Origin of the sequence: Pseudomonas sp. Irchel 3A5, from assembly GCF_900187575.1 — a bacterium.
GTDB lineage: Bacteria > Pseudomonadota > Gammaproteobacteria > Pseudomonadales > Pseudomonadaceae > Aquipseudomonas > Aquipseudomonas folii.
In genome coordinates this window covers 229,924-253,627 of record NZ_FYDU01000008.1, presented here as the reverse complement: position 1 = coordinate 253,627, position 23,704 = coordinate 229,924, and the positions used below count along the sequence as shown (strand labels likewise).

The following is a 23,704-nucleotide window of genomic DNA, read 5'->3' as shown; positions in this document are numbered from 1 at the left end:
CGTTGGTGAGAGGGCGGCGGCGGGGCGGTGCGAACGGCTTATGCCAGGGTGAAGGTGCCAATGGTCAGTTGAGTCGACGCGCCTACTTCCTGAGCAACGACTTCCTTGAACTCTTGAGCCAGGTCTTCGCGCAGTTGCGCTTCGCCTATCCAGCGCAGGCGCAGCACCGGCTGATCGCCGCCAGTCAGTACGGCGACCCGTAGCTGGATGGTCTGAGACTTCAGGCCCTCGTAGGGGATGACCTGAAACAACAGGGTGGCGGGCAAGCCGTCAGCCGACTTGGCTTCAATCTGATCCATGGCTGATCGCGATGAGCTCATGTCACCGACCACATGCTCGCTCTTGCGGGCTTGCTCGATGGTGATGGAGCGGATGGCACCGGCAGCGCGGCGCAGATCAACCTGTTCACCCTGAGCGTCGAGCGCGATGAGATTTGGTGCCCAGTCTTCAATGAAGTCGCTGAGGTCTTTCTGAGAGTGTTTTGATCCGGCCGCAGCTTCCACTGCGATGAAAGCTGCGGTCTTCTTCAGAGTCAGGGTGGAGAGGAAGTCGCCGTGACCGGGGGTGTCTTGATCGCCGAGGTTGAAGAAGACCGTGCAGGTCATGCGGTCGCCGTCTACAAAGCCCCAAGTGTTGCCGTCAGTTTTCGCCGCGACGTAGCTGCTGAAGTCGGCGAGTGAGCTGGTTACCAGCACGCCGCGAAAGCGGCTACGGTTCAGCTGGAATTTTTCCAGACTAATAACGGCGCTTTCACGGGGCAGCGCTATTGCTGGCATGTGGGTATCCAGCTGCTTGGCGTTTGCCAATACAGCGGTGTCTTGAATCAACTGAATTGCTTTGGCTTCCATGGAGCATTCCTACTGTGGTGAGAGGTATGGAGTCGCGTTTTTTAGCTTCGGGCGTTGACTGGTGCTGCCTGCAGGTCGAACAGTTGGTCGGCGGCTGGTGTTTCGGGGAACAAGGTCAGGCGTCCGCCTTCGCCGACATACATCGGCGTGTCGAGGGCTGTGTCCTCAACGATGCTCCCGCGTTTGGTGGGGATCTTGAACGCCAGCTTGTGGTTGACTGTGACCTGGTGGCTGCTCGCGATTTGCTTCAGGTTGAACGTCACGGTTACCTGTCCGGCCTTCCCGTTGTCGACAACGCCTGCAGCGACCTCAGAAAGTGCGCGGCCGATCTGGTCGGCGAATACGCCTGCATTGAGTTCGCCGATAAACTCGGCGGTATCTGTGGGCTTCATGTGCTGTGCCTCAGTGAGTTGTTGCCGCTGGAAGGCAGCGGCCACCTTTGAATCACGCTGCTTTCGGCTTCGCTTGTGCGTCCAGAAAGTCAGCAAGGTCGTGCAGGTAGACGACGGGCTGGCCCTGTCTTCCGCCGATCCGTGTCACCTTGAGGTTGATTTGCCCGGCGCTGATCTTGCGCATCAGGTAACGATCACTTGAGATGTGCGAGAAGTAGCGTCCGCGCACAGCACTCAATGTCGGGCAGGGTGTAGCGAACTCTTCCCGCAATTGATCCAGTGTGCCGCTCACGCTGACTCCTCCCCGTACCCCTCCTTTTGGGGCACCAACTGAAGGCGGATCAATTCGGCCAGACCTTGCGCAGTCTTCCCCCTCGCTGTAGCGCAAAGTCGCCCTTGTCGGTCCGCGACGACGGCTCCATAGGGTTTCTCGGGGCATCGGGTTGGGGTGATGTAGGCGATCTGGCCCTCAAGCACTACGGCATCGACCATGCGGAACACCTCGGCCAGTTCCGCTGTGATCGCGGGCAACTCTTCCAGCATTGAAAGGGCTTCCGCTGTCGCGCCGATCAACGTTGCGCGGCTGATGATTTGTGGGCTGTTGCAGAAGATCGGGACCAGCTTCAGGGCACCGACGGCGTGAGTGATGGCGTTCAGGGTCATGCTGCGTCGTCCTTTTTGGTAATGGTGATGTCCAGTTTCTTGGCTATCCACTCAACGCCTTCGGCTTTCACCATCACAACGGCGTAGTGCATGTACTTGCCAATCGTTGCGTTCCAGCGAGAGCGAGGGTCGGAATACATGTAGCCGCGGTCGCGGTGAGCGCTGGCGAGATCGCCAGAGGAGTTCAGTACGCCGAGCTCCCGCAACCTGGTGCGGAACGCGCGTGGTTTGAGCCCGAGCAAAGCGGCTGTTTCGTCCAGGGTGCGGTTCATTGCGAGTGACCTCAGGCGACAGCGAGCAGATCGCGCGTGCGAAGTGCTCGATGGAGTTGGTCAATCGCCGCGATCAGCTCTGCCTCGCTCGCGTCGTTCAGTAATACGAGGTCGTCAGGGTGTACTGAGACCCCTGCTTCGCTGATATGCGGATTTACAGTTTCAGCGTCAGGGCGCTGTAGATGGACGATGATCCCGCCACGCTTGCGGATGAAGTCGGCCTCATTCTCGAAGCGAACGTCGCTGATAACGAAGCCGGGAACCGTGTCGAACAGGACGCTCATGCAGTCGAGATTCTGCTGGGCCAGATTGATCCAGAGGTCTGCACTGATCATGTGGCGTCCCCATTCTGTGCCGAGCAGCTGCATTAGTTGCCGAGGGGATCGGCCCAGCCAACCAATCGTTTTCTCTTTATTCTCGCCTTCGATGTCCTCGGGGCTGAGATTAAAGATCGCCATGATCCCTTGCTTGAGCGGATCGGCGAATGCGTAGCACTCGAATCCATGCTCACTGGCCAGATGATTTGCGGTCGTGGTTTTCCCTGCGCGGGCAGGTCCGGTGATGCCGATGAGGATCTGTTTCATGCTGCGTCACCTCCCCAAGGACCGAAGTTGTCGGTTGCCGTTGGTGACTGCGCAGCGTGAGCGGTGCCGGTTTTTGGGGTGATGATTACCAGTAGCCCGGTAGTGCGCTGAATGGCACTGACTGAGTCCGGGCTGGTGGCCGCTGCAGGGTGTAGGTACACCGGGCAGCGACGGTTGTGCTGTGTCGTGTGCATGGCTCGTATCCTGTGGTGAGAGGGTTACGAGCCAGACAATACAAAAACGTATTGATTGAGTCAATACGCAAACGTATTAATAGTGTTTTTTTCGGATCTTAGGAGGGGCCTGGGTAAAGCTACGGTCAGAAAATCTCCACTTTGGAAATTACGACGCCGCAAATTACGGCATCTGGTGGTATCTCGATCACAGGTTCAGGCCACGTAGGGTTTAGTGGCCTAAGGAATCGTCGAGACCCTTCAATAACGAGTTGTTTAAATGTGGCCTCATCACTGTCTATCAGTTTTGCGATCACAAGTGAGCCGTTCTCAGGGTCGCGCTGTGGGTCGACATAAATGATGTCTCCGTCGCGAAATGAACGCCGCTCATGAGGGTTGAACATTGAGAGTCCACGAACGCGTAATGCATAGGTCTCCTTACTGTGATAGACCGCGCAGGGCAGCCAAGTGTCTACGTCTTCGACACTTCTTACGTCGCTGATCTCGCACCAAGATCCGGCTTGAATCCAAGATATTAGAGGGACGTCGCCGCGCACTTGGGGGCCAGGCTCAACGTTAGAAGATCCCCTCAATAGTTTGGAGCTGGGTTGAGGAAGGTTCTCGGCACCGTTTTGCCCCGTCCACAGCCATTGGCTATTGACCTGCAATACCCTTGCTATTTTCTCCACGTTTCCATGACGGGGGCTTTGGGATTCGCCCGTTATTATCCTGTGGATTGTTGGTTGAGAGACGCCAGATCGCCGCCCGAGCTCGCCTTCTGAGAGCTTCAGTTCTTCCATCCGTTGAGCAATACGTTCGCCGATCACTTTCTAGCCTCTGATTCAAAAACGTATCGAAATTGTATTGCCTGTATCAATACGCTTGCGTATTATCCAGTCAATGCGAAAGCGCATAGGTGAAATCATGACCATTCAACAGATGCTTGCGGATCTCCTTGGAAGAGGCTTTTCCCAAAGAGCGATTGCTGACCAAGTAGGAACGACCCAGCCCACCATCTATCGAGCGACGAAGGGGGCGGACATCCGATATGAAACTGGAAAGGCGATTGAGCGAATGTATTCAGAACAGCAAAGCGCGTTAGGCCAGCGGTCTGCTGCGTAAAAGTTGCAGGGCCGGGGGCCTCTCACCACAAGAATTCCCCCGACCCAGCTGGGGCAGTGCAAAACACTGCCAACTCCGCCGACCAAGGCCCTCTCACCACAAGATTAGCTTGGTCGGCTAGAACGATGAACGGTGCCGCACAGCACGTTTAGCACAGCACATCGGTCGTGGTCGTAGGATAGGGCGAGTCCCTGACTGTGGCTACACCGTAAACGGGGATTTTACGGTTATGAGTCGCACTGATCTTTTGCCTGACGCTGGTCAGGTTCTTTCGTTGCGCCAGGCGCTTTACCGCTCAGGGCGCGATTACAAGGGCGGTATCACCGCGCTTGCCTACGACATGGTGTTGGATAACGACACCCTTCAGAAAAAGTTGAAGCTCGACGAAGAGCGGCGCTGGCCTACGCCAGATGAGTTGGAAGAGATCATTCGTCTGACGGCTAATCCACTCTTGCTCGATGCATTGATGCGTCCAGCTGGGGCAGTTTGGTACAAGCCGGAGCCGGTCGCAGCCACCAAAGATGCGCTCAAGGCTGTCGGCAGCCTGTTAGCCGAAACTGGTGAGTTTGTTTCGAGCATGCACAGCGGGGCAGCCGACGAAGTCTGGGAGCTGCACGAGGTAGCGTTGTTGGATAAACATGGCGTCGACGTGATCCGCGCGATTCTCGGCATTATGGCCGGTGCCCGCGAGGCAATGGAGCGGCGCATTGAAAGTGATGTGCTTCAGGCTCTGGAGGCTCGCAACAATGGCTGACGTAATCGATATTGCCAACGATCAGGCCGACTACTTCCTGCAGGTAGCCCTTGATCGCCGCAAGCGCAGCTTGGTCGCGACAGTCAGCGCAGAGGATTGTGAAGATTGCGGCGAACCTATTCCAGAGCCTCGTCGCGTTGCTGTTCTGGGTTGCGGTACCTGCATCGATTGCCAGGCGATTCGGGAGCGCCGTAGATGACCGGCAGTCCAACACCTATTTCGACATGGGCGCGGCGTTACTGTGAAACCTTCGGACTGGCTTTGGTGCCGATCCAGCCTGGTGAAAAAGGCCCGAAAGGGAAGGCATGGAATCAGCCGGGCAACTACATCGTTGACGCCGACAAGGCCGAAGCATTCTGGACTAAGAACCCGAATCACAACCTCGGTGTAGTGCTCGGGCCGAGTCGTGTCTGCTCGCTGGATGTTGATGATGTGCAGTGGACCCGTCACGTGTTGTACGAGTTGCTCGGAGTTGACCTTGATGCGCTTGCCTTGGCGTTTCCAACGGTCGTCGGCAACCCAGAGCGCTTTCGTGTTCTGTTCCAAGTGCCGGAAGGTATCGAACTGAGTCGGCACGCCTTGGCATGGCCAAACGAGAACGACCCGGACGGATCCATACACAAATCGATCATGCTGAAAGCTAATGCTGCCCGTGATGCGGGGGATACTGCTCGGGAGGCGCTGTACAAGGCTGAGGCGGAACAGTACAAGCGGATCACCGTGTTCGAGCTGCGCGCTGGTTTGGTTCAGGACGTTTTGCCGCCGTCGATTCACCCAGGCACCGGTAAGCCTTATACCTGGCGCACGCCACCAGATGCGACGGGCCTGCCGGTTCTGATCGTCGATCTGCTAAAGGTCTGGAACAACTGGGACATCTTCAAGCGGGATGCAGAAGCTGCGTGCCCATGGGCCCCAAAAGCCGCCAAGCCTGCCGCCAAGTCGAAACCGAAGCCAAAGCCCACGCCGGGTTCCAGTAATCGCCCGTCGGTGATTGATGAATTCAATCGCTGCCACGACGTGGAGGAAATCCTGCGCGCGAACGGTTATGCGAAGAAGGGCAGCAAGTGGCTCTATCCGCAAAGCAGCACCGGGCTTCCGGGCATCACCGTCTCCGATGACGGCAAGGTGTACTCGCATCACGCCGCTGACCCATTGGCTAATGGTCATCAGAATGATGCGTTTGAGGTGTTCTGTTTGCTGGAGCACGGCGGCGAGCAGTCAAAGGCGGTGAAGGCAGCTGCACAGATGCTGGGCATGCAGTCAACGCGTCCGAATTCGAATGATCTTCCCCCAGCCCCAACTGAGGAAAGCCCTGAGCCTAGCCCAGCGGCCTCCAGTGAGGCGGCTCCTGCGTCTGATGGGGGGGCGGGGGAGCAGCTCACTATCGAGCAGGTATTGCGGCGGTTTGCTCTCGTCGAGGGCACGACCCATGTCTGGGACTTCGACAAGTCGCGGGTCATGAAGAAATCTGCATTTGAGGCGCGGGTAGGCAAGCCGCTGGCGAAGCTCTGGCTGGACGATACCGATAAGAAGTTGATCGCCGACGATCAGGTTAAAGAGATCGAGCAGTCCAGAAAGATGGCGGGCAAGAAGGGCGGTGCCCTCGGTATGCGGCCGGTTGAGCGCTATGTTTACATCGACGGGACCAAGGATGTTTGGGACCGGGAGAAAAAGCGCCGGATCGCGGAGGGTGCGGTGAAGATGGCTTTGGGCGACACGTACCCGCTGTGGCTGAACAGCAGCGAGCGGCGCGTCGTTGATGTCGAGCATATTGTGTTTGACCCAACCATGACCAAAGACCCCAGCGTCTACATCAATACTTTCGACGGCTTGCCATTGGAGCCAGTTGATAACGATGACGCGTGCGCCAATCTGCGGTGGCTGATTTCCTTCCTTTGTAATCACGATGTTGATGCTGCGCTCTGGCTGACTCGCTGGTTGGCTTATCCGCTGCAACACCTCGGAGCCAAGATGGACACCGCCGTTCTGATGCATTCCATCATGGAAGGGTCAGGCAAAAGTCTGCTGTTTGCAGATGCGTTTGGCGAACTCTACGGCCAGTACGCAGCTACGGTTGGTCAGACCCAGCTGGAGAGCAATTTCAACGCATGGCAAAGCCGAAAGATGTGGGCCGTGTTCGAAGAGGTTGTCAGCCGTGACCAGCGCTACAACCAAGTGGGCAAGATCAAGCACCTTGTAACCGGTAAAACGGTGCGCATGGAGTCGAAGTTCATAAATGGTTGGGAGGAGGCTAACCACATGAACGCCGTGTTCCTCAGCAACGAGATCTTGCCCTGGCCAATCAGCGAAAGTGATCGGCGGATGTTGGTCATGTGGCCCATGGAGACTTTGCCTGTTCCTCGGCAACAGGCGATTGGTCATGAGTTGAAGAACGGCGGCGTCGCGGCGCTGTATGGCTGGCTATTGAGGGTTGATCTCGGCGATTTCAATGAGCGCACCCGGCCTCCCAGCACTGATGCGCGTGAACGGCTGGTTGCGCTCAGTCGAGCAGGTTGGCAGACATTCCTTAATCTGTGGAAATACGGCGAACTCGGTCGCGGCCTTTGGGGGGCGTGTCTGTCAACCGACCTTTACGCACTGTTCCTTGAGTGGTGTCAGCGAAACAAAGAGCATTCGATGAGCCAGACGAAGTTCTCGCTATTCATTAGCTCCGAAGTAGAAAAGACGCGATCAATACCGTGGACTGAGCGTAATGATCGGCGCTTCGGTGCGTTCTTTTTCCCGAATGACCCTGACGCTTCCCTTCCCCCATCAATGAAAGCGCCGGACTTGGGGAAGTCGGTGGAGGACTGGCGTGCAAAGGCGCGTCTGGCTGGCTGGAACGTCGATTCCTGGGACCATATGAAGGCGGCTGCGGCATGAGTACACCTAAAAGTGTGTTGGGTGTGTCGGGTGTGTGCTGGGTTGATTTCAGCTACCCGACACAGTTTGAGCCCTTGTTTTTCGCGGCCTCTAGGGCTTTGTGTTGGGTGTGTTGGGTTTGGCGTCGCGGGCGCGCATGCGTGACGTTATTTCCATCGTTAGAAGAGAGAATATTTTTTTCTGATGCGAGGACAGATAAACCCAACCAACCCAACACACTCAACACAATTGTTAATAAGTCGTTATTTTTAAAGGGTTTTAGGTGTGTTGGGTTTGTGTTGGGTAGCGTGTTTTTTGTGTCGGGTTCGTTTTTCGGGGGAATAGGGCAGTGATCAAGGAAATTGAAGAGTTTATGGTTCACTGGGGCGAGCAGAAGCGGCAGCTCGGCCAAGGCGGCGGTTTGGGCAGCCAGATGGGTGCCATTATCGAATGGGGTGGTGCGCCGCCTCGTGGCACACCGGGTTCCCGCATCCTTGGCGGCGGTGCCGGTATGGATCACATCGCGTTTGAGATTGATGCTGCGGTGGCCGAACTGGAGCGCACTGGGCGTCTGCCATTGGCGCAGCTTGCGAAGTATCGTTATTGCGCCCAGGCAACCGTTCGCGAGCAGATGAGGGAGGTTGGCATTGTCGAAGGGGCGGACCGCACATATCGGAACTGGGTGGACCGGCTGCATCAGCAAGTCCTTTTGATCCTGACTTTACGCACTGGCACCACGCGTGGTTATCCCGTTGGTAAGCAGCCGAACAGCCATTTGAAGGTATCGACAGGCACGGGTCGCGCCTCCGCTATTCCGCGCGCCAATTAACCGTTCGTCCGGGTCAGTTGTCGAAGTCGTGTCGAACTCATGCCAAAGTCGTGTCGAAGTCGAACCAACCTTTAAACAGCACTTTTCGGTTTTTCCGAACGCAGGTACAAAGGCGCCACGATATGCGATTTGCGTCTAAGTCGCCGACAGAGCACGTGCTGTGCATGCAACACCGGCCTTCCCCGGCCGTCACCAACCCCGCTTCGGCGGGGTTTCTTATTTCCGCCCCTTGGGTGAATGCAATGGAGTACGAGCATGGGCGAGCCAGCGAGCACGACCGCGTCTGTCGTGGTGGCCGGTGCGGCCGGAGCAGGTTTCGCCGGGTTACTAACGGGTATTGACACTCTGGCCGCCATCGGCGCGCTAGCCGGTGCATTAGTGTTCTTCACCACCACTGAAGAATTACCGGTCTGGAAGCGTCTCGTATTCCTGCTTGTTTCGTTCGTAATGGGCTACCTATTCGCACCCGCGTTGGTGGATTTCGAGGTCTGGGGCATTCGTCCCTTCAAGTACTCGGGTCCTGCGGCGTTCGGTGCTGCGGTGCTGGTTGTGACCGTTGCACTTGCCGCGATCAAGCGGCGGGGACGATTCGACGCCCAGCAGCCTGGAGGTCAGGATGGATGATGCACTGATTGCCGCACTTCTCACTCAAGTCACCTTTTGGTTGTGCATGAGTTTGTTCATACGGCTGTTCACGTTTCGCCGGAGAGGCGCGCGGTTCCGTCGGGACATGAGTTGTCTGGCTTGGTTGATGATGGCCAGTGCCGGTGCGGCAATGGTGTACATCGGCAAGGGTATGTTGGTCGTGCAGGTTACCGCGTGGCCGCTTGTCTTAATCCTCGCTGTATTCGTCGGTTCGGTCTATCAGAGCAGCGGTAATTTGGCTCGGGTCTGGAAGGTTGGGTGAAAGCCTTGGCTGGAGCACAGCGTTGCAGGGCCGCGACCCTCGGCCAGCCCCCAAAACTGCCGGGGACCCTGGGGTTATTCCGGGGGTACGGGGTCGCAAACCCGCGGGAAAGTGTTAGTGGCCGGTTTTACCACGTTGGTTGACAGCGGTTGACGGTGGTTGACAGCCCTTGGTTGACAGGAGGTTTACATGACCATTTTGAGTCGCACTGAATATGCGAACACTAAGGGCTGGTCCCGCCAATACGTTGGCAAACTCGCCCAGCAGGGTCGCTTGGTCCTAACCTTGGACGGCAAGGTAGATGTTGAAGCGACCGATCAGTATCTCGCGATGACCAGCGATCCTTCCCGGACTAACACGCTCGGCAAGGTCCCAATGGTCCTCAACCCTCAAGAGCGAGAACCTGAATTTCCCCATGTGTCACCAGCCGGACTTCCCACGGCTGCGCCGGACTATCAAAAAGCACGAACCCGCCTGGCGATTGCACAGGCGGAGAAAGCTGAAACTGAGGTCCGCCACACAAACGGTGAATTAGTCGAGCGCTTAGTTGTTGATGAGGCTGCTTTTTCATCGGGTCGTATGGTGCGTGATCTTCTCCTAGCGTTGCCCGCAAAGCTTGCCCCCGAGCTATCGGCTATGGGAGATCCTTGGGATGTCGAAAAGCATCTGATGCACGAGCTTCGCAGCGCACTTGAAGACGCGGAACGTATAGCGACCGAAGATTTCAATCACGCATTAACAATGATGAGCTAAGCCTATGCCTGCTGAATATGCCAACGGTGCAGAGGTGTACCGCGAGGCGTATTTTCGTGGGCTACGTCCAGAGCCAGCGCTTTGGGTGGATGAGTGGGCCGATGAGTTCATGCGGATACCGCGTGATACTGGTGCCGCTGAGCCTGGCCAATACCGTACCTCTCGGACTCCCTATGCACGTGAACCGATGCGATGTTTGTCCCCATCGCACCGCTGCAAACGCGTTGTCACCATGGTGGCTTCGCAGTTGATGAAGACCCAGATCGCGTTGAACTGGATCGGCGGTCTGATCCATATGGCACCGTCCAACATCCTGACGCTGCTGCCCAGCCTTGGTCTGGCCAAGCGGGTTTCGTCGCGGATCGGCAAGACAATCAAGGCCACGCCGGTTTTGCGCGAACGTGTTGCGTCCAGCCGGTCGAGGGACTCGCGCAACACCATGGACACCAAAGAGTTTGAGGGTGGCTCGCTGTACGTCACCACCGCTGGCTCGGCGGCCAATCTCTCCGAACTGTCTGCGCGCTACGTTTACGGTGACGAGATCGACCGCTGGGAAGTGGACATCGGCGAGGAGGGTGACCCGATTGAACTGGCTGAAACCCGGGGCAGTACGTTTGGCCGCAATGCCAAGTTCTACTTCTCCAGCTCCCCGACGATCAAGGGCGCTTCGCGGATCTCTGACCTGTTCGAGGGGAGCGATCAACGCTACTTCTACGTGCCATGTCCGACCTGCGGTCACATGCAGGTTTTGGAGTGGGAGCGACTGCACTACTCGAGGGATTTCCGCATTGCGCATTATCAGTGCGCAGGCCCCGAATGTGATGTGCTAATCGAGGAATACCACAAGGGCGAGATGCTCGCCAGAGGAGAATGGCGCAGCCATGCCGAGGGCGATGGTGAGACGGTGGGCTTCCACCTCAACGCGCTTTATTCGCCGCTGGGCTGGATGGATTGGAAGTCGCTGGCAAAGCAGTTCGAGAAGGCCAAGAAAGCCCAGGCCAAAGGTGATCTTGAACCCATGCAGGTGTTTTACAACACCCGTCTGGCGAAAGTTTGGGACAGCGCACAGGAGCAAACCAAGGCTACGGTGCTAAAAGAGCGGGCGCGTTTGGAAGGCTTCACGCTTGGTTCGCTTCCAGCAGCGGTGCTGATGATCACCGGTGCAGTCGACGTTCAAGCCAATCGCCTGGAGTTCATGGCCATGGGCTGGGGCGTGGGCATGGAGCGCTGGGTCGTTGATTATCAGATCGTCTCAGGCGACCCCGCCGATGAACGCACATGGGCGGCGCTGGATGAATTACTCAAGGCTAAGTATCGCCATCCGTGCAGCGTTGGGCTTGGCATCCTTGCGGTCGCCGTGGACTCTGGCGGTCACCACACCGATGAGGTTTACCAGTTTTGTCGGGTTCGTCGTTGGCGCAATGTGTTCGCCATTAAGGGTGCGAGTAAGCCCGGCAAGCCTGTCATTGCTCAACGGCCCTCAATGGTCGACGTAACCTGGAAGGGACAGACCGAGCGCAACGGTGCCGAGCTATGGTTCGTCGGTACCGACACGGCCAAGGACTGGATCTACAACCGGTATCAGTTTGAATCCGGCCCGGGTGCTTTGCACTTTGCCAATGACTTGCCCGATGACTTCTTCGACCAGTGTGTTGCAGAGCGCAAAGTTGCCCGTTACGTGCGAGGCCACAAGCGTATCGAGTGGGTCAAGGGTAAGGCCGAGCGCAACGAAGCGCTCGACCTGATGGTGTATTGCCTGGCTATGGCGCATTACCTGGGCCTCAATCGCTACAAGGAGCATGACTGGGAAAGGGTACGCCAAGCCTTGGCTCAGTCTGGTTTGTTCGACGACGTGCCGGTGATCAAGCCGGTTCAGGGCGAGCGTGTCAGCAACGTCGCACAAACAGCGCCAGTTAGTGCTTCACAACCAGATCCGCAACCGGTTGCCTCCGTCGTGCAAGCACGGCCAGTAGCACCGCCACCTCAACGCCGCAGTTCAACAAGCGGTTATCTGAAGAGACGCTAAATGACTTATGTAGATGAGTGGGCTGCGGAGCACATGTATCTTCCTCCAGCAATCAGCACCGACCCGGGACCGTATCTTGTTCAGAGAACACCTTACGCCCGCGAACCGATGCGCTGCCTTTCAATGGATCATCCCTGCAAGCGCGTCGTGGTAATGGCCGCTACTCAGTTGATGAAGACCCAGGTTGCTGTCAACTGGCTAGGCAGTCTGGTTGACGAGTCACCGTCTAACATTTTGGTATTCCTGCCGTCACGACATCATGCGCGCCGTATGGCTCGCCGTATTAATGGCTGTTTTACCGCCAGTCCAATACTTCGTGAGCGGTGGCCCCGACGCGGTGATCCATGCGAAAAGAGCTATGAAGGTGGATCGCTTCGCTTAATCAGTGCCTCTTCTTTGGCTTTCGAGTCATTCCCTGCGGATTATGTTTGTGCTGAGCAGATAGACCACTGGCCTTTAGATACAGAGTTTGATATCGATCTGGTAGAGGCGGCTGAGCGCTGTCACGACACGTCGATCATGAGGCCGAAGTTCTATTTCTCCGGCGTGCCAACGGTCAAGTCTACTTCCCGTATTGATGTCCTGTTCTCGAAGAGTGATCAGCGTCATTACTACGTGCCGTGTTCTCATTGCAGTCATATGCAGACGTTGGACTGGGAGCGGCTGCAATATTCCTCTGACTTTCACCAAGTGCATTACTCATGTTTCAGGCCCGACTGTGGCGCTGCGATTGAAGAAGAGCATTTGGGTGACATGCTCGCTAAGGGCGAATGGCGTTCTCATGCAGATGGCGACGGTGAAACTGTCGGGTTTCATCTAAATGCGCTTTATGCACCTACCGGTTGGTGGGGCTGGGGACGGCTGGCCAAGCAATATGAGCATGCCAAGGAAGAACAGCTTCATGGAGACCCATCCATCATGCGGATGTTCTACAACGTTTTTCTCGCGAAGGTCTGGGACGATACCGGCGAGTAAATCGGCTCTTCCGGACCTCCCCGCTGATGTTGCACAACGCACCTTGATCCGTCATCTGAAGAGACGCTGATATGTCATTTACCCAGAAGCACCTCGACGCAGTTGAGGCGGCCATCGCTCGCGGTGAAAAAACTGTTCGCTACACCGACCGCACCGTTGAATACCGCACGGTCGATGAGCTGCTCAAGGCTCGTGAAGAGATTCGCTCGTCGCTGGTTAATGCTGCCGGTCCTCGCTCCCGCGTGGTCCGGCTGTGTCACGGGGGCAAGGGAATCTGATGGCTCGACAGTATCCGACGCTTACCCGTAACGGATTCTTGCTGCCGTCGAACATCAAGGCCAGTTACGAAGGTGCCGGGGAGGGCCGTCGAACCACTGGCTGGGATGCTCCCGACAACGGAATCAACAGCATCAACACACCGGCGTTGCGCAATCTGCGTTCACGCTCCCGGGCAGCTGTCCGCAATGACCCCTACGCCTTCAACGTAATCGATAAGCGCGTCAGCAATCTGATTGGGACAGGCATTACGCCGAGACCGAAAACAGACGATGAAGTACTCCGCAAGCTGCAACAGGAACTGTGGGACGACTGGGTCGATGAAGCTGACGCCGATGAGCGTACCGACTTCTACGGCCTGCAGGCGCTGATTGCCCGCACGGTGGAAACGTCGGGTGAATGCTTTGTTCGCTTGCGTCCTCGCAGTCTTGAAGAGGGGCTGGCGGTCCCCCTGCAACTGCAGGTTCTGGCTCCGGAATTCGTCCCGCACGATAAGTTCGAGACCACCCGAAACGGCAACATCATCCGCGCCGGGATCGAGTTCACCCCAGACGGTAAGCGGGTCGCGTTCTGGATGTACCTGTCGCACCCTCGCGACTCAACGTCCTTGAACGTTGGTTACAACCAACTGGTGCGTGTGCCTGCGGCTCAGGTGCTGCATATCTTCGAACCGGTAGAGCCAGGTCAACTGCGTGGCGTGCCGCGATTGTCGCCGGTGCTCAAGCGACTGCGAAGTCTGGATAACTACGATGACGCCGTGTTGTTCCGTCAGGAAGTGGCCAACTTGTTCGCAGGTTTCATCAGCCGACCGGCACCGGACTCGGGACCTGTGCCCAGAGATCCGGTCACCGGCCAGCCATTGAGCCTGGACCGGGACGGCTTCACGCCGATGGTCGCACTCGAACCCGGCACCATGCAGGAGCTGGGGCCGGGCGAGGAGGTGGAGTTTTCCAAACCGCCCGATGCGGGCAACAACTACCCCGACTTCATGCGGCAGCAACTGATGGCTGCAGCAGCAGGAACCGGCACGCCTTACGAGATCCTCACCGGCGACATGCGCGAGATCAACGACCGGGCGTTACGGGTTGTGCTCAACGAGTTCCGGCGTCGACTGGAACAGCTTCAGTTCAGTGTCTACGTGCACCAGCTTTGCCGCCCTGTGAGGGCCGCATGGATGGATATGGCCGTGCTCTCGGGCGCGCTGGTGCTGGCCGATTACGCCAAGCGTCGTCGCGAATACCTGCGCACGCGTTGGGTGCCGCAAGGCTGGGCTTACATTCAGCCGGTGCAAGACGTTCAGGCACGGCAAATGGAAGTGCGGGCGGGCTTTGCTTCACGCAGCGAGATGGTCCTGCGCACGGGCTATGACGCCGAAACGGTGGATGCGGAAAACGCCGCTGACCTTCAACGGGCCAAAGACCTCGGCCTCAATTACAGCACTCTCGACGCCTTAGTTGTTGTCGACGAGAAGGAGCAACCATGAGTAAGAAAGCGCGACCACGCGTTTATAACCGGGCAGGCAAACAAGTCCAGGTTCAGGACAAAAGCTGGTACGCCGTGCAGGCCGAAGGCGAAGCTACCGAACGTGTGATCGAGGTATTCGTCTACGGCGAGATCGGTACCTGGGGCATCACTGCTAATCAGTTTGTGCAGGATCTGCGCGCTATGGATGACGGCACGTCACCGGTGGTTGTTGCATTCAACAGCATCGGTGGTGACCTCTTCGACGGCTTGGCCATTCACAACGCACTGTCACGGCTGGGTGAACGTTGCACCGGCCGTGTTGATGCGCTGGCGGCCAGTGCTGCCAGCGTTGCAGTGTGCGGCGCGCACCGGGTGGTCATCGCCTCCAACGCGATGCTGATGATTCATAACCCATGGACGTATGCGGCTGGGGATGCCGAGGACTTCCGCAAGGTGGCCGACGTGCTCGACCAGACCATGGAGGCGATCATCGCTGCATACAAGGCTAAAGCACCTGACGTCGACGAGGTCGAACTACGGCGGCTCGTGGCGGCTGAGACCTGGCTGACGGCCAGTGAGGCGGTCGCCTTAGGCTTGGCCGATGAAGTGGGCGAGGGCGTCAAGGTCAAGGCCTGTTTGGGTCAAGGCTCGGCATTGCAGCGCTACCAGAATGCACCGGCTGAACTGTTGGCGCAGTTGGAAGAACCGCTCGAGTCTGAGCCGGAACCGGAGCCGGTTGAACCGCCTGCGGTGTTGCCGGTTTCTGACTCTGCCAGGTTGGCGCTGATGATCACCCAGTGTTGCACGGAGGCGGGTATTAGCAATCTGGTTGAACCATTGCTCCGCTCCACCAAGCTGGAAAGCGAAGCCATTGTCCAGGCGGGCCTAGCACGGGCGAAGGCCGTCAACGATCTGTGTATTGCGGCCCGTTTGCCTGAGTTCAGCGCCGAGTATGTCGCCGCAGGCTTAGATGCTGCGGCCGTTCGGGCGCGACTGTTCGACAAGATAGTCGGCAGCGGCAAGGGATTTGAAATCGACAACAGCCTGCCTATCGATACGGATAAACCCGGCAAGGTTCTGGCGCAGTTACCCAACCCCAGTTCGATCTGGACTGCTCGTCGGCAGGCAGCAGCTGGTTCTCGTAAAGGAGCATAAGCATGAACAATATCAAACAAGAGCCGGTACACGCCGGTGAATTCCTGTTGAGCGAAGGTAACGGCAATATCTCTCGCGAAGCAATCGCTGTGGTCGCCGGTGCCGCTCTGGTTGCTGGGCAGGTACTCGGGCAGGTCGCTGCCACTGGAGAGTTCGCGGCCTATGCTCCGGACGCTGAGGATGGCACCGAGAAGGCCGTCTGCATTCTGTTCGCCTCCCTCGGCGTGTCCGACGTCACCCGGCGCGGACGTGCGGTGGTTCGGATGGCAGAGGTGAGTGAGGCGTTACTGACGGGGCTGGACCTCGATGCAGAAAAGGCGCTGAACGACAAACAGATCATCATCCGCTGAGCTTGCCTAAATCCTTTTCCCTAACCCCGCCAAGTGCGGGGTTTATTATTTCTGGAGTACCCCATGGCCGATATCGCCATTTTTGAAGACGACGCCTTTGGTGTTGCCGCATTGACCGCAGCCATCAACGAACAGGAATACGTGCCGGGGCGACTGGCCGATCTCGGCTTGTTTGCAGAAGAGGGCGTGGCCACGCTCACCGTGCAGATCGAGAAGGACGGCGATAAGCTGGCGCTCGTTCCTGCAGGCGAGCGTGGTACTTCCGGCTTGGTGGTCAATGGCAGTAAGCGCGTGTTGCTGCCGTTCAACACCGTGCATTTGCCTCAACGCTTTACTATTAAAGCTGATGAGATCCAAGGCGTTCGTGCCTTCGGGACACAAACAGAGCTGCAAGCGGTTCAGGACATGGTCAATGCGCGACTGCTGAAAGCTCGTCGCCAGTTGGATGCCACCCACGAATTTCATCGTATGGGTGCTATTAACGGTAAGGTCCTGGATGCGGATGGCACGGCTGTGCTGCTCGACATCTATGATCGTTTTGGTGTTGAACGTCAAAGTATGTCAATGCAGTTGACCGACCCTAAGTCTCTAGTCCAGGCGCAATGCGTGGAGGCTCTGGACATGCAGGAAGACGCGCTCGGCAACGTCACCACCATGGGATCTCGCGCCTTTTGTGGCAAGACCTTCTGGAAAGAACTGATCGGTCATGCATCTGTGGTCGAGACGTATAAAGGTAGTCAGCAAGCTGCGTCCCTGCGCGGTGATGGCCGTGAAGCCTTCGAATTCGGTGGCATCACCTGGGAGCGTTATCGCGGCAAGGTCGGTGGCATTGCCTTCGTTGCGGATGACGAAGCGCGTCTGGTGCCAGAAGGTGTCCCTGAGATGTTCCTCTCGGTGTATGCACCGGCCGACTACATGGAAACGGTCAACACGCAGGGCCTGCCTTATTACAGCAAGCTCGAACTGCTACCATTTGCCAAGGGGGTGGCCGGTGAGGCCCAGTCCAACCCGCTGCATATCTGCACCCGGCCTCGTGCAGTTATTCGCCTGACGCTCTGAACATGGGCTTCAGGGATCTAGTGGCTGCGGTCGACGATACCGTGTTCGAAACCTTGGGCGACTCTGGCTCTATCGAAGGGCGTCCGGTCTTAGGCATGTTCTCAGCGCCTTGGCTCCAGCCGAACATCGGACGTTTGAATACCGGGTTGCGTGAGCCGACGTTCATGATTCGCGTTGGTGACGTCGAAGGGGTCGAGAAGGGGCAGAGCGTCACCATCGATCTGCCAGCCATGGACGGCGGCGGAGAATACACGCTGGTTCGGCCGGAGCCTGACGGTGCTGGCTTGGTCGCCTTGGTCTTGAGGCTTAAGCCATGAGCATTGGTTCGTTCTACAAGTCAACCTCCAGCAGCGCGCTGATCACCATTCAGACATCCGACGCTGATTTAAAGGCCTTCACTGACTTCGCCAAGATGATGCCGAAGGCTGCTGCCAATGCTCAGCGCCGGGCCATCAACAAAACCCTCGGTTGGCTGCGAACCCACATCGCTCGTGATGTGGGTCGCAAAGAGGGGATCGCCATGCGTGCTGTGCGTCAGCGCCTCAAAGCCTATTCGGTCAAAGCAGGCAAGCAGCAAGGCAAGCTGTGGTTTGGCATTAACCCGCTGGAAGCCAGCCGAACCGGGCGAGCACGTCAGACACAGTCGGGCGTGTCCGTGGGGCGTCGACGCTACAGCGGGGCGTTTTACAAGCGGGTCTACGGCAGCAACGCAGATATCTGGATACGCACGGCCAGCAAGCATTTCGCGGCGAATGATTACCCGAATAGCGACGTGTCAGGCGGCGGCGGGCCGAGCTCCGGCTGGATCGCCGAGCACGGCACCCGGTTCCCTTTGGCAAAAGCCAAAGTGTCACTTGAGGACGTCCGCCCCTTGTTCAACAGCTGGACACGCAAGGCTGACGCCAGATTGTTGGAAGTCCTCAGGCAGGAACTGAATTTCGAGCTACAAAAATATCTGCGAGGTAGCGGCGGTGGATGAAGTCGTGCTGACCCTTGATTTGTTGTTTTCAACCATTGAGCGTGAACTCGGTAGCCAGTTGCTCGGTTTGGAAACGGTAGCGACCTGGCCCGACATTCGCGACCGGGTTCATCTGCCAGCGCTGTTTCTGGAACTCGCTGAGCTTGAGCCGGGTACCGATCCTGGCACGGGCCGTGTGGGTATGGTCTGTCGATTAGAGGCTTACCTCATTGTGGGGTCAGAGGTCAGCGGCCATCACCATCACGTTGCGCAGTTGGTCACCCAGCTTATTGTTCTGCTGCGTGCGCAATACTGGGGGCTTGATGATGTTGAGGCCGCGGAGTTCATACAGGCAGGACCCGACTGGACCAAGCCTGAACTTGATGGCTACACCGTTTGGAAAGTCGAGTGGACTCAGCAGATATACCTCGGGGTCGAGCAATGGCCGTGGCCTGATGTTGCCCCAGTTACTCTGGTGCTGGATGTCGAGGGCGAGGAAGTAGCCTTATGAGCAGCGAAGCCCTGGGCGAACACGACCGGATGATTCAGGCCATGATCATGCCCGGCACCGTTGTGGGGGTAGATCTGGTCGCGGGCAAGGTACGCGTTGAATCGCGTGGCTGGGTTAGTCCATGGGTGCGTTGGCACAGCGTTGCAGCGGGTAAGGCGCGGCACTGGCGAGCGCCGAGCCTGAACGAACAGGGTACGTTGATCAATCCGAGCGGCGTGCCCGGTCTCGGGCGGTTTATTCCTGGACTGTATAGCGATGCCGGTGCCCAGCCGGACAACCGGGATCACGTCGAGGTCTGGCGCTTTGATGACGGCGGCTCACTGGTTTACGACTGGAACGCCAAGACGTATGAAATCACGCTGCCGACCGGCACCGTCACCATCAAGGTCGGCGGGTCCACGGCTGTCGTAACGGATAACGCCGTGTCAGTGAAGTCTGCCGCAATCACCCTGGATGGTCCTACCTTAATCAACGGGCCGTTACGCGTAACGGGCGATATCAGCGGCGGCGGCAAGATCATCGACACCGGCGGCAACACGGCGAATCACAAGCACTGATGCATTCCCAATGAGTACCCGCTTTGAGCGGGTTTTTTTATGCCTGGAGGAAACCCGATGGCTGCCAACAAAACGACCGATAAACCAAGTTCGGAAAGCACGGACAGCTCAGCTGTGCAACCAGTGCAGGTTGTTTCCCAAATGATGCCAGCAGAAGTAGTGCCAGCCCCGATTTTTCGCGACAAGGTTTTCACCTCCCGCACCTTGATTTTGCCTGATGGCGGTCAGGCGCGGGTGACAAAAGGTCAGATCTCCGCAGGCACATCCGAGCTGCTGACTTTCCTGAAAGCTCACGATGATTTTGAGCCGCTGCCGGGGTGACATGAATGATCGGAATGGATCGCCGCACCGGCAAGCCGATCAGTGGCCTTGAGCATCTGCGGCAGTCCATTGAAGACATTCTGTCGACCCCCTTGGGCAGCCGACGAATGCGTCCTGAATACGGCAGCGGTATACGCCGTTATGTCGACTTGCCTGTTAACGAGGGCTGGAAAGGCGCGGTGCAGGCCGAGGCAGCGCGGGCATTAGGGCGCTGGGAGCCGCGAGTGAAGATCGGCAGCATTCAGGTTATCGCGGTGCTCAACGGAAAAATCACGTTCAGGCTCGTTGCTGAGTACCTGGGCGACAGCAAGCTCTTGGAGGTGTCTGCATGAACATTGTGGACCTGTCATCGCTACCGGCCCCGGATGTTCTGGAAACCTTGGACTTTGAGGATATTTACACCGAGCAGCTTGCGAACTTTCGTCTGTTGATGGGCGAGGGGTGGAATGCCGAGCTTGAGAGTGATCCGGTGGTCAAGCTGCTGGAGCTTGCCGCTTACAACAAGGTGAGCAATCGGGCGCGGGTCAATGACGCGGCCAAGGCGCTGATGCTGGCCTACTCCAAGAAATCAGATCTCGATCAGTTGGGCGCTCGGGTCAACCTAAAGCGTCTTGTGGTGGTCGCTGAAGACCTCACGACGTCGCCTCCGACAGCCGAGGTACTGGAAGAGGATGACCCGTTTCGCGAACGTATCCAGATGAGCTGGGAAGGCCTATCCACGGCCGGGCCGCGCAACAGCTACATCCTGCATGCGCGTAACGCCTCCGGACTGGTGGCGGATGCCACGGCAGAAAGCCCGTCTCCTGCTGTTGTGGTGGTCACTGTTTTGGGTCTTGAGGGTGATGGCTCGGCCGATGATGCGTTGCTGGATACCGTGCGCGCTGCTCTCAGTGATGAGGATGTGCGGCCTTTGGGCGACCGCCTCACGGTGAAGGGGGCAGAAATTATCCCCTACACCATCACCGCCATTCTTCATCCGGTTGGCACCGGCTCCGAAAGTGAGGCGGCGTTGGCCGATGCTCAGGAGCGCCTGGCTAAGTGGATGAATCCAAGGCGGCGGCTGGGCGTCGAAGTGGCTCGTTCAGCAATTGATGCCCAGTTGCATGTTGCGGGGATTCGTCGCGTCGAGCTGGTGGGCTGGGACGACATCCGGCCCACCAAGGAACAAGCGGCCTACTGCTCCTCAGTCAGCGTGACGTTGGGGGTATGACATGAGCAGTCTGCTGCCGAACAACAGTACGCCGCTGGAGCGAGCCATAGAGGGTGCGACCGCTGAAGTCACTCCGGCCCCGCTGCGATCTATTTACGACCCTATTACGTGCCCGGTGCCCTTGCTGCCGTTTTTGGCGTGGGAGTGCTCGGTAGACCGGTGGGTGGATACATGGCCTGTAGCGGTCAAGCGAGCTGCGATCAGCGGCTCGTATTACATCCATAAGCACAAGGGCACGATTGGCGCGATTCGGCGCGTGGTCGAGCCTCTGGGCTATCTGGTGAATGTCATCGAGTGGTGGCAGAAGGTGCCGGAGGGCGAGCCTGCCACCTTTGAGCTGGAGGTGGGCGTTCTCGAAACGGGGATCAGTGAAGAAACCTATCAGGAGCTGGTGCTGCTGATCGACGACGCCAAACCCGTATCCCGACACCTGACCGGGCTGGCAATCAGTCTGGAAAGTACAGGCCGCCAGTACATGTCGGCTTGCCTCTATGAGGGTGACGAAATCGACGTCTATCCACCTGTGCCGCGTGACATCGAAGTCACAGGCTCTTTCGGTCTGGTAGGACGTGAAACCTCTACCGATACCTTGGATGTTTTTTCATGATTAATCTGAACTCACAGTTTTTTGCCACGCTGACCAATGTCGGCGCGGCCAAGCAGGCGAACGCTGATGCGCTGGGCTTGCCCTGGAAGATCACGCACATGGCGATTGGTGATGCAAATGGCGCAGATCCTGTTCCGTCCGTGATACAGACCAAGCTGATCAACGAGGTGCGCCGCGCTCCATTGAACACGCTCAAGATCGACCCGGCTAACGCGTCGGTGATCATTGCCGAGCAGGTGATTCCGGCCGACGTTGGCGGTTTTTGGATTCGTGAAATCGGTCTGTATGACGCTGACGGTGATTTCGTGGCGGTGGCTAACTGTGCGCCTTCGTTCAAGCCATTGCTGGTCCAGGGTTCCGGCCGGACGCAAATCGTCCGCCTGAACATAATCGTGACCAACGCGGGTAACGTAGAGCTGAAGATTGACCCGGCCGTCGTGCTGGCGACTCGTGCCTACGTCGATGCAAAGGTGCTGGAGGAGCTTTACAAGCTCGACAGCAAGCAGTCGGTGCGGGTAGCTACTACGGCCAACATTGCACTGGCCGGGCTTCAGACTATCGACTCAATTGCCTTAGCGGCGGGCGATCGGGTTCTGGTGAAAAATCAGGCAGTCGCCAAGGATAATGGCTTGTACATCGCCGGAGGTGGCGTATGGGTGCGAGCGGCGGATGCCGATATCGACGCCGAAGTGACATCTGCAATGGTCGTATCGGTTGAGCAGGGCGCTACGCTGGCCGACTCTCGTTGGCAGTTAGTCACAGACGGCGTGATTGTCCTGGGTGCGACGGGCCTGACGTTTCAGGACGTTACGCAGGGCTACGCGCCGATTGACTCTCCGGCGTTTGTGGGGACTCCAACGGCAATAACGCGACCTCAGTTTGATCGCACTACGAAACTGGCTACGACGGAATTCGTCCAGCGGGCATTGGGCAATTACAGCAGCGTCACCATCTATAGCGCGGCTGCAAACTTATCGGCTGCTCAATTCGGTAATCTGGTTTTATTTAACTCATCATTACCTTTCACTATTACTTTGCCGCCCTCTCTTAGTGGGATTAACGGTGCTGTAATCACATTCAGAAACGTGGGTACGGCCGTGGTGACAGTTGTGCCAGCGGGAGCTGACAAGATTGGCGCTATTGCTACCGCTCCTTTCGGAAGCATTGCCGTTCCTGCCGGATCGTCCTTGGATGTTGTGTTGCAGGGGACTTCCTACTTCGCGTCTGGCTCGGCGACATTTCCTTATACGCCTATGTTTGCGTCGGTAAATGGGGATAACGGTTGGTCTCGCGAAGCGCAGGGCATGTATGAGCAATGGGGGTATGGGGTCAGTGATGCTAACGGAAATATCAATGTGACGTTCCCTATGGCGTGGCCAAATGCCTGTCGATCTCTGATCGCTATGCACCTTGGCGGCGACATTGCTCCTGTAATTGCGGTATATGGAACGCTTACAAAAACAGGCGTACAGATGCGAATCAAGAACTTGCAGGGAGCCGTTTCGGCGAACTGGGGTGTTTATTACCGAGCTAGGGGAAACTAAATGGAACAGCTACAGCCGCAAGGCGTGGTCTTTTTCAGTCCAAGCACGCTGGGCGCTTACTTCCTCGACGTGCATGGTTCCGACATGCCGACCGACGTCGTGCAAATGCCGTCGGAAGACTGGCAGCAGCTGCTCGCGCTCAAGTCGCAAGCGCCGCTGGTGGTCGCTGCCGATCCTGAGACGGGACTACCGATACTCATTGACCCGCCTCCGCTGTCTGTCGAGCAGATGGCTGATATTGAGCGCGAGTGGCGCAACGCGCAGTTGTCCGCTACTGACGGCGTAGTCACGCGTCACCGTGATGAAGTGGAGGAGGGGTCTCCTACTACTCTAACCGCGGATCAATACGTCGAGTTGCAGACATACCGTAGGTTATTGCGTGGCTGGCCAGAGGCTGCTGATTTTCCTTGGGCTGATAGTCGCCCCGTTGTACCAAGTTGGCTTCCCTCCCTGGCGCAATAAACGCCCCGCACTGACGGGGCGTTTTCTTTTCCGTTACGCGTAACGCAGACATCACACACAACCCCGCCCA

General features: G+C 57.6%; 32 protein-coding genes. 24 read left to right on the top strand and 8 right to left on the bottom strand.

The window, feature by feature from the left end:
• Nucleotides 1-38: 38 nt before the first annotated feature.
• From CKW31_RS15640 to CKW31_RS15605, 8 genes are all read right to left on the bottom strand, one after another.
• Nucleotides 39-848 (bottom strand): DUF2303 family protein, encoded by an 810-nt coding sequence (locus CKW31_RS15640; protein ID WP_095096661.1) that lies wholly within the window; start codon nt 846-848, stop codon nt 39-41.
• A gap of 41 nt (nt 849-889) precedes the next feature.
• Nucleotides 890-1,240, bottom strand: a complete 351-nt coding sequence (locus CKW31_RS15635; RefSeq protein ID WP_095096658.1) for a hypothetical protein — start codon at nt 1,238-1,240, stop codon at nt 890-892.
• 52 nt (nt 1,241-1,292) lie between these two features.
• Nucleotides 1,293-1,532: a pyocin activator PrtN family protein gene (locus CKW31_RS15630; protein WP_095096655.1), complete on the bottom strand. Its 240-nt coding sequence runs from the start codon at nt 1,530-1,532 to the stop codon at nt 1,293-1,295.
• Nucleotides 1,529-1,903: a hypothetical protein gene (locus tag CKW31_RS15625; RefSeq protein ID WP_095096652.1), complete on the bottom strand. Its 375-nt coding sequence runs from the start codon at nt 1,901-1,903 to the stop codon at nt 1,529-1,531. Before CKW31_RS15625 ends, CKW31_RS15630 begins: the two co-directional genes overlap by 4 nt.
• Nucleotides 1,900-2,175 (bottom strand): hypothetical protein, encoded by a 276-nt coding sequence (locus CKW31_RS15620; protein ID WP_095096649.1) that lies wholly within the window; start codon nt 2,173-2,175, stop codon nt 1,900-1,902. Before CKW31_RS15620 ends, CKW31_RS15625 begins: the two co-directional genes overlap by 4 nt.
• An 11-nt stretch (nt 2,176-2,186) precedes the next feature.
• The gene (locus CKW31_RS15615; RefSeq protein ID WP_095096646.1) at nt 2,187-2,759 is read right to left on the bottom strand and encodes a deoxynucleotide monophosphate kinase; all 573 of its coding nucleotides are present in this window, start codon (nt 2,757-2,759) and stop codon (nt 2,187-2,189) included.
• Nucleotides 2,756-2,953 carry a hypothetical protein gene (locus CKW31_RS15610; RefSeq protein ID WP_095096643.1) on the bottom strand — a complete coding sequence of 66 codons (198 nt, stop codon included), beginning with the start codon at nt 2,951-2,953 and terminating at the stop codon, nt 2,756-2,758. Before CKW31_RS15610 ends, CKW31_RS15615 begins: the two co-directional genes overlap by 4 nt.
• A 125-nt stretch (nt 2,954-3,078) precedes the next feature.
• A complete protein-coding gene (locus CKW31_RS15605) occupies nt 3,079-3,759 on the bottom strand; it encodes a LexA family transcriptional regulator (protein WP_095096640.1) in 681 nt (226 codons plus the stop codon).
• A 524-nt stretch (nt 3,760-4,283) separates the two neighbouring features.
• On the opposite strand from CKW31_RS15605, the gene CKW31_RS15595 reads away from it, so the two are divergent.
• The 24 genes from CKW31_RS15595 (at nt 4,284) to CKW31_RS15480 (ending at nt 23,634) form a co-directional block, all read left to right on the top strand.
• Nucleotides 4,284-4,808, top strand: coding sequence for a phage regulatory CII family protein (locus tag CKW31_RS15595; protein ID WP_095096634.1), 525 nt, complete (start codon nt 4,284-4,286; stop codon nt 4,806-4,808).
• The gene (locus CKW31_RS15590; RefSeq protein ID WP_095096631.1) at nt 4,801-5,007 is read left to right on the top strand and encodes a TraR/DksA C4-type zinc finger protein; all 207 of its coding nucleotides are present in this window, start codon (nt 4,801-4,803) and stop codon (nt 5,005-5,007) included. The genes CKW31_RS15595 and CKW31_RS15590 overlap by 8 nt, the downstream gene beginning before the upstream one ends.
• Nucleotides 5,004-7,691, top strand: a complete 2,688-nt coding sequence (locus CKW31_RS15585) for a bifunctional DNA primase/polymerase (protein ID WP_095096628.1) — start codon at nt 5,004-5,006, stop codon at nt 7,689-7,691. Before CKW31_RS15590 ends, CKW31_RS15585 begins: the two co-directional genes overlap by 4 nt.
• Nucleotides 7,692-8,019: 328 nt before the next feature.
• Nucleotides 8,020-8,499 carry a hypothetical protein gene (locus tag CKW31_RS15580; RefSeq protein WP_095096626.1) on the top strand — a complete coding sequence of 160 codons (480 nt, stop codon included), beginning with the start codon at nt 8,020-8,022 and terminating at the stop codon, nt 8,497-8,499.
• 255 nt (nt 8,500-8,754) lie between these two features.
• Complete coding sequence (locus CKW31_RS15575; RefSeq protein ID WP_095096623.1) at nt 8,755-9,123, top strand: putative holin; 369 nt, start codon at nt 8,755-8,757, stop codon at nt 9,121-9,123.
• Nucleotides 9,116-9,406: a phage holin family protein gene (locus tag CKW31_RS15570; protein ID WP_095096620.1), complete on the top strand. Its 291-nt coding sequence runs from the start codon at nt 9,116-9,118 to the stop codon at nt 9,404-9,406. Before CKW31_RS15575 ends, CKW31_RS15570 begins: the two co-directional genes overlap by 8 nt.
• Before the next feature lie 189 nt (nt 9,407-9,595).
• The gene (locus CKW31_RS15565; RefSeq protein ID WP_095096617.1) at nt 9,596-10,159 is read left to right on the top strand and encodes a hypothetical protein; all 564 of its coding nucleotides are present in this window, start codon (nt 9,596-9,598) and stop codon (nt 10,157-10,159) included.
• 4 nt (nt 10,160-10,163) lie between these two features.
• Nucleotides 10,164-12,185: a phage terminase large subunit family protein gene (locus CKW31_RS15560; protein WP_095096614.1), complete on the top strand. Its 2,022-nt coding sequence runs from the start codon at nt 10,164-10,166 to the stop codon at nt 12,183-12,185.
• Complete coding sequence (locus CKW31_RS15555) at nt 12,186-13,160, top strand: terminase gpA endonuclease subunit (protein WP_095096611.1); 975 nt, start codon at nt 12,186-12,188, stop codon at nt 13,158-13,160.
• Between the two features lie 71 nt (nt 13,161-13,231).
• Entirely contained in the window at nt 13,232-13,438 is a 207-nt protein-coding gene (locus tag CKW31_RS15550; protein ID WP_087265328.1) for a phage head-tail joining protein, read from the top strand.
• Nucleotides 13,438-14,919 (top strand): phage portal protein, encoded by a 1,482-nt coding sequence (locus CKW31_RS15545; RefSeq protein WP_095096608.1) that lies wholly within the window; start codon nt 13,438-13,440, stop codon nt 14,917-14,919. Before CKW31_RS15550 ends, CKW31_RS15545 begins: the two co-directional genes overlap by 1 nt.
• On the top strand, nt 14,916-16,055 hold the full coding sequence (locus CKW31_RS15540; protein ID WP_095096605.1) for a head maturation protease, ClpP-related: 1,140 nt from the start codon (nt 14,916-14,918) through the stop codon (nt 16,053-16,055). Before CKW31_RS15545 ends, CKW31_RS15540 begins: the two co-directional genes overlap by 4 nt.
• A gap of 2 nt (nt 16,056-16,057) precedes the next feature.
• Nucleotides 16,058-16,405 carry a head decoration protein gene (locus CKW31_RS15535; RefSeq protein WP_095096602.1) on the top strand — a complete coding sequence of 116 codons (348 nt, stop codon included), beginning with the start codon at nt 16,058-16,060 and terminating at the stop codon, nt 16,403-16,405.
• Between the two features lie 63 nt (nt 16,406-16,468).
• A complete protein-coding gene (locus CKW31_RS15530; protein ID WP_095096598.1) occupies nt 16,469-17,464 on the top strand; it encodes a major capsid protein in 996 nt (331 codons plus the stop codon).
• Between the two features lie 2 nt (nt 17,465-17,466).
• On the top strand, nt 17,467-17,781 hold the full coding sequence (locus CKW31_RS15525; RefSeq protein WP_095096595.1) for a hypothetical protein: 315 nt from the start codon (nt 17,467-17,469) through the stop codon (nt 17,779-17,781).
• Entirely contained in the window at nt 17,778-18,443 is a 666-nt protein-coding gene (locus tag CKW31_RS15520; protein WP_095096592.1) for a phage tail protein, read from the top strand. Before CKW31_RS15525 ends, CKW31_RS15520 begins: the two co-directional genes overlap by 4 nt.
• Entirely contained in the window at nt 18,436-18,933 is a 498-nt protein-coding gene (locus CKW31_RS15515; protein WP_095096589.1) for a hypothetical protein, read from the top strand. Before CKW31_RS15520 ends, CKW31_RS15515 begins: the two co-directional genes overlap by 8 nt.
• A complete protein-coding gene (locus CKW31_RS15510; protein WP_095096586.1) occupies nt 18,930-19,490 on the top strand; it encodes a phage baseplate assembly protein V in 561 nt (186 codons plus the stop codon). The genes CKW31_RS15515 and CKW31_RS15510 overlap by 4 nt, the downstream gene beginning before the upstream one ends.
• A 57-nt stretch (nt 19,491-19,547) precedes the next feature.
• Nucleotides 19,548-19,811 carry a hypothetical protein gene (locus CKW31_RS15505; protein WP_095096581.1) on the top strand — a complete coding sequence of 88 codons (264 nt, stop codon included), beginning with the start codon at nt 19,548-19,550 and terminating at the stop codon, nt 19,809-19,811.
• A gap of 5 nt (nt 19,812-19,816) precedes the next feature.
• Nucleotides 19,817-20,143, top strand: a complete 327-nt coding sequence (locus CKW31_RS15500) for a GPW/gp25 family protein (RefSeq protein WP_095096579.1) — start codon at nt 19,817-19,819, stop codon at nt 20,141-20,143.
• On the top strand, nt 20,140-21,021 hold the full coding sequence (locus CKW31_RS15495) for a baseplate J/gp47 family protein (RefSeq protein WP_095096576.1): 882 nt from the start codon (nt 20,140-20,142) through the stop codon (nt 21,019-21,021). Before CKW31_RS15500 ends, CKW31_RS15495 begins: the two co-directional genes overlap by 4 nt.
• Before the next feature lies 1 nt (nt 21,022).
• Complete coding sequence (locus CKW31_RS15490) at nt 21,023-21,628, top strand: phage tail protein I (protein ID WP_095096574.1); 606 nt, start codon at nt 21,023-21,025, stop codon at nt 21,626-21,628.
• A complete protein-coding gene (locus tag CKW31_RS15485) occupies nt 21,625-23,172 on the top strand; it encodes a phage tail protein (protein WP_095096571.1) in 1,548 nt (515 codons plus the stop codon). The genes CKW31_RS15490 and CKW31_RS15485 overlap by 4 nt, the downstream gene beginning before the upstream one ends.
• The gene (locus tag CKW31_RS15480; RefSeq protein ID WP_095096569.1) at nt 23,173-23,634 is read left to right on the top strand and encodes a hypothetical protein; all 462 of its coding nucleotides are present in this window, start codon (nt 23,173-23,175) and stop codon (nt 23,632-23,634) included.
• Nucleotides 23,635-23,704 lie beyond the last annotated feature (70 nt).